The sequence below is a fragment of the Candidatus Frankia nodulisporulans genome (assembly GCF_902806475.1).
Classification (GTDB): Bacteria; Actinomycetota; Actinomycetes; order Frankiales; family Frankiaceae; genus Frankia; species Frankia umida.
Map to the genome: position 1 here is coordinate 1 of NZ_CADCWS010000285.1, position 4878 is coordinate 4878.

At 71.1% G+C, this 4878-nt stretch carries 4 protein-coding genes; 3 read left to right on the forward strand and 1 reads right to left on the reverse strand.

The genetic code is table 11. The annotated features are described in order from the left end of the window. The 3 genes from G6R24_RS18190 to G6R24_RS23440 form a co-directional block, all read left to right on the forward strand. A partial coding sequence (locus tag G6R24_RS18190) for a hypothetical protein (RefSeq protein WP_163550409.1) occupies positions 1-744 on the forward strand: 744 nt, incomplete at its 5' end. Positions 745-1364: 620 nt separating this feature from the next. Next, positions 1365-2192: a hypothetical protein gene (locus tag G6R24_RS22775; RefSeq protein WP_225438696.1), complete on the forward strand. Its 828-nt coding sequence runs from the start codon at positions 1365-1367 to the stop codon at positions 2190-2192. Continuing rightward, positions 2084-4147 carry a YVTN family beta-propeller repeat protein gene (locus tag G6R24_RS23440; protein WP_263864085.1) on the forward strand — a complete coding sequence of 688 codons (2064 nt, stop codon included), beginning with the start codon at positions 2084-2086 and terminating at the stop codon, positions 4145-4147. The genes G6R24_RS22775 and G6R24_RS23440 overlap by 109 nt, the downstream gene beginning before the upstream one ends. Positions 4148-4216: 69 nt before the next feature. Here the strand turns inward: G6R24_RS23440 and G6R24_RS18200 are convergent. Further along, positions 4217-4878: ATP-binding cassette domain-containing protein (locus G6R24_RS18200; RefSeq protein WP_217465670.1), on the reverse strand; the 662-nt coding region annotated here is incomplete at its 5' end.

The window sequence follows — 4878 nt, forward strand, 5'->3', positions numbered from 1 at the left end:
TGGCTCGGGATCGGTGGAAGCGGCGGCCAGGCCGAAAGCGCCTTCTCCACGACCCCCTACGCGGTGTGTTTCACCAGTAACCTGATCAATCACACCCAGGTGGTCATGAACAAGACCAACGCACCCACCGCCGCGACGACGGTGGGGCGGGTCACCGCCACCTGCCCGGCGAACACGATCCTGCTCGGCGGCGGTGCGCGTACCACGCCGGCCAGCGTCGGCGACTTCAAGCCGATCGCGAGTTTTCCGACCTTCAACAACTCGGCGCACGACTTCGGTCTGAAGGCCGCGGCCGATGGCGAGATCAATCCCGACTCCTGGACCGCCGTCGGATGGGCCAACGGCACCAACAGCACCAATGAGACCTATGCCTACGCGATCTGCAGCGGAAGCGGCATCAACATCAGTGGTGTCACCGTGAAGGTGCGTTACAGCGAGGCGAGCGGCCCGACCACGGGGAGCACGGGCAAGAAGGTGACGGTCAACTGCCCCAGCGCGGACGGGAAGCTGATCAGCGGGGGCGCCGCCATCAGCGGTGGCAGCGTGACCACGACCGACTTCACCGGACCAGGCTCGGGCGGCGACCACCTCAACGGAAGCTTCCCCAGCGACGCGAGTGGTAATCCGGTCAGCGACGGGACCACCACGGCCGCGTACTGGACGGCCTTCACCCACACCGGGGGTATGAGCTCGCCGAGCACCTACTCGGAGGCCTGGGCGCTGTGTGCTGACGACGGCGTCTGAGAGCACCTGGAACACGCGGTTCGGGGGCGGCCCGGCACCGAGGCAGGGGCCGCCCGACACCTCGCCGCCCGACGACACACCGTTCGAACACCGGTTGGTTTCCCGACCGTGGCAGGGATCGTGCGCCGGCTGGCCTGCTACCGCCTCCTGACTCTGGGCGGCCGCCGGAGAAGCCGATCCGCGCCTGATGACGCGACCGCCTGCCTGCGATTGACACCGCACGGGACGGGACGCGGGCATTCACCCCGTACCGGTTACCGCGCCGACCAGAGCGATATCGCGCACCGAAGCGATCGCCCGGCGCATCCAGAGTTTCGGCACGTTCCTCGAAGAACCTGGCGAAAAACAGTTCAGGGCCCCTGGATCTCTGATTTCAGGGCGCATGGCCAAGAGAGTGCTCGGTGTTGACTACTTTGTCTGGATCGCCAATGCAACGTCGCTGGGGACCGCACGTCAGAAGAAGAAGCCATGTTCTCGCGTGGTCCGGTTCGGCGCTGGGTATGGTGCTGAGCCTGGGACTGGCCGGCTGCGGACCCACGTCACCGTCGCCGTGCGGGACGTCGGGCGTTCTCAGCGGGACGACGTGCACCTACAACACGGTCGGGTCGGACACCTTCACGATGCCCACGGGCGCACGGTGGGTGCAGATCACGGCGGTCGGCGCCCAGGGTGGCCGCTATTTCCTCGCCGGTGACGCCGCCCATGGCGGATCGCCGGTGGGAGACATCACCGGCCGTGCCGGTGGGGGCGGCGGCCAGGCGTCCGGCACGATCACGGGTCTGCCGGCGGGTCGGGTACTGCAGGTCGATGTCGCCGGTAAGGGCGCCGACGGCACCGCCGCCAGTCGCTCGGGCGGAAAGAACAACGGGCCGTCCGGCGGGCAGGGTGCCGTGGGCGGGTTCGGCGGCTCCAACGGTGGTGTGACCGGCGGTAAGGGCGATGCCGGTGGATCCGAGGGTGGGACCGCGAGTAACAACGGTGGCAACGGCTCCGGTGGCGGCGGTTCCTCGGATGTCCGGATCGCCACCGCCGGCTGCGCGGCGTTGACCTGCGGTCTGTCGGATCGCGTGCTGGTCGGCGCGGGCGGTGGCGGCGGTGGCGGCACCGGAGGCCAGGGCTACGCGCTGCCCGGCGCGGGCGGTGCTGGTGGCGGTGCCAGCGTGCCCTCATCGACGGCGGCCATCCGGGGGCTCCCGGGGGTGGCGGCAGCCAGACCGCGGGTGGGGCCGCGGGTCTCAATCCCGGACGGCACGCGACGCCGCCTCCTCCCGATCCCACCGATCCGCGTTTCGGCGGGGACGGCGCTGACGGTGCCGCGGGCAGGGGCGGCGTCGGCGGTGTGGGAAACCAGGCCTGTCTGGGTGAGCACAACCCGCCCTGCCGCAACCCCGATGACACGGAGTCCGGCGGTGGCGCCGGCGGCAGTTCCTTCTCCGCCGCGACGGTGACCTCCGCCGTGCTGACCAGCGGTATCAACACCGGGACCGTCAACACCGGAAACGGCCAGGTCATCATCTCCTGGGGTACCTCCGCGTCCCCCAGTCCCACGCCGTCGACGAGTCCCTCCGCGTCGCCGACGTCCCCGACTCCGACGTCGACGTCGGGGCCGACGCAGGGCCCGGGCACGAAGCCGGCCCCGGCCACCGCATATGTGATCAACAACTTCGGTAACACGGTGACGCCGATCGACGTGACCACCAACACCGCGGGCACTCCGATCCCGGTCGGCGCGAACCCCCGAGGGATCACGGTCACACCTGACGGCAGGACCGTCTATGTGACGAACCAGGCCGACAACACGGTGACGCCGATCGACGTGGCCACCAGCACGCCTGGTGCCCGCATCCCGGTGGGTGACGACGCGCACGGCATCGTGATCACGCCCAATGGTCGGACCGCCTACGTCGCCAACGCCGCGAGCAACACGGTGACACCGATCGACGTGGCCACCAACACCGCGGGCACGCCGATTCCCGCCGGGAACAACCCGCAGTGGGTCACGGTCACACCGGATGGAAAGACCGTGTACGTCACCGACAACGCCAACGCCGGCAGTGCCACGGTGACGCCGATCGACGTGGCCACCAACGCGCCCGGGAAAGCCATTCCGGTCAGCGACCGTCCGGTCGGCATCGCGATCACACCCGATGGGAAGACCCTCTACGTCACCAATGAGCGTGACAATGTGGTGACGCCGATCGATGTGGCCACCAACACCCCCGCAAGCCCCATCTCGGTCGGTGACCGACCGGTGGGAATCGCGATCGCCCCGGCGCGGACCGTACCGGCCGGGCCGGTGTGCGGGAACACCGGCGCGCAGTCCGGTACGACCTGCACGTATCACACGGTCGGCTCGGACACCTTCACGGTGCCCGCGGGTGTGGACTCGGTCGAGATCACCGTGACCGGCGCCCAGGGTGGGCACTACTTCGTCGCCGGTGACGAGGCGCATCCGTCCCCGGCGGGGGACATCACCGGACGTCCCGGTGGCAGTGGTGGCCAGGCATCCGGAACAGTGACGGGTCTGACGGGCGGCCAGGTGCTGCAGGTGGACGTGGCCGGTAAGGGCGCCGACGCGACCGCGGCGTCCCGCTCGGGCGGAATGAGCAACGGTCCGTCCGGCGGATCGGGCGCGCTCGGTGGGTTCGGCGGGGCCAATGCCGGCGTGCCAGGTGGGCCCGGTGACGGTTCCGGTGCCAACGGCGGAACCGCGTTCAACGGCGGTAACGGCTCCGGCGGCGGCGGTTCCTCCGACGTCCGCCTGGCCACGGCCGGATGCGCCACGCTCGCCTGCGACCTGTCCAGTCGGATGCTGGTCGCCGGTGGTGGCGGTGGTGGCGGTGGCGTCGGCGGCCAGGGCAACGCGCTCGGCGGGGCCGGTGGCGACGCCGGTGCCGATGGCGGGGCGCTCGTGGACGGTGGCAACGCCGGCGTCCCGGGCAGGGCCGGCACGCGGACCGTCGGCGGCAGCGGCGGGCTGAACGGATGCCGTCATGGCACGGGCAACCCGCCGGTGGGTGACCCGTTGATCGATCCGCGCTGCGGTGGCGACGGTACTGACGGCGCTTCCGGGGCCGGTGGGACCGGCGGCGCCGGGAACCGGCCCTGCAACGGGGTGTACACCCCGGCCTGTGCGGACCCGAACGCCACCACATCCGGTGGTGGCGGTGGTGGCGGTGGTGGCGGTGGTGCCGGCGGTGGTGGCGCGGGTGGCAGTTCGTTCGCCGCGTCGAGCATCGTGAACCCGGTGCTGATGACCGGGGTCAACTCCGGCACGGTCAACGGCGGCAACGGAGAGGTCACGATCACCTGGACCACCTCCGGGGCCCCGGCCCCGGCCCCAGCTCCGGCTCCGGCTCCGTCCCCCACGCCCGCGCTGGCCACGAAGCCTGACCAGACGTAGGGCGGATCCTCCGAAGTAACGCACCACAAGCAGGACAGGGCCCCGCGCTCGGCCGGTGACTGACCCAGGTCACCGGCCGAGCGCGACACCCGCAGCGAGGACCACGACCCGGTCGGCGATGCCCTCCAGTTCTCGCATCAGGTGTGAGGACAGCAGGAGGGTCCGGCCTTCGGCGCGAAGGCCGCGCACCAGGCCACGGAACCAGGCCATGCCCTCGGGGTCGAGTCCGTTCATCGGTTCGTCGAGCATCAGGACCGGAGGGTCACCGAGCAGGGCTGCCGCAAGACCGAGCCGCTGCTTCATCCCGAGCGACCAGCCGCCGACCCGACGCCGGGCGGCCGCACCCAGCCCGACCCGCTCGAGCAGCGCATCGGCGCGGGCCGCGGGAACGCCGCCCGCGGCGGCCAGCCAGCGCAGGTGAGTGCGGCCGGTCAGCCCGGGGTTCAGGGCGCAGGCGTCGAGCAGCGCGCCGATTCGGGTGAGCGGCTCGTCAAGATGCCGGTAGCGTCGGCCGGCGACCAGCGCCTGGCCCGAGGTGGGGGTGGCGAGTCCGAGTGCGACCCGCATCAGGGTCGTCTTGCCGGAGCCGTTCGGGCCGACGAGCGCGGTGACGGTGCCGGGTGGCGCGGCGAACGTGACGTCGTCAAGGGCGACAACGGCGCCGAACCGTTTGGTCAACGACGTGAACGCCAGGTCGGGTGCGGTGGGATCGGATCGCATGGGCCGTTCCG

Bases quoted from the DNA above. Each gene is read 5' to 3' on its own strand.
- G6R24_RS22775 (WP_225438696.1), top strand. From the start codon at position 1,365: ATGCCCACGGGCGCACGGTGGGTGCAGATCACGGCGGTCGGCGCCCAG.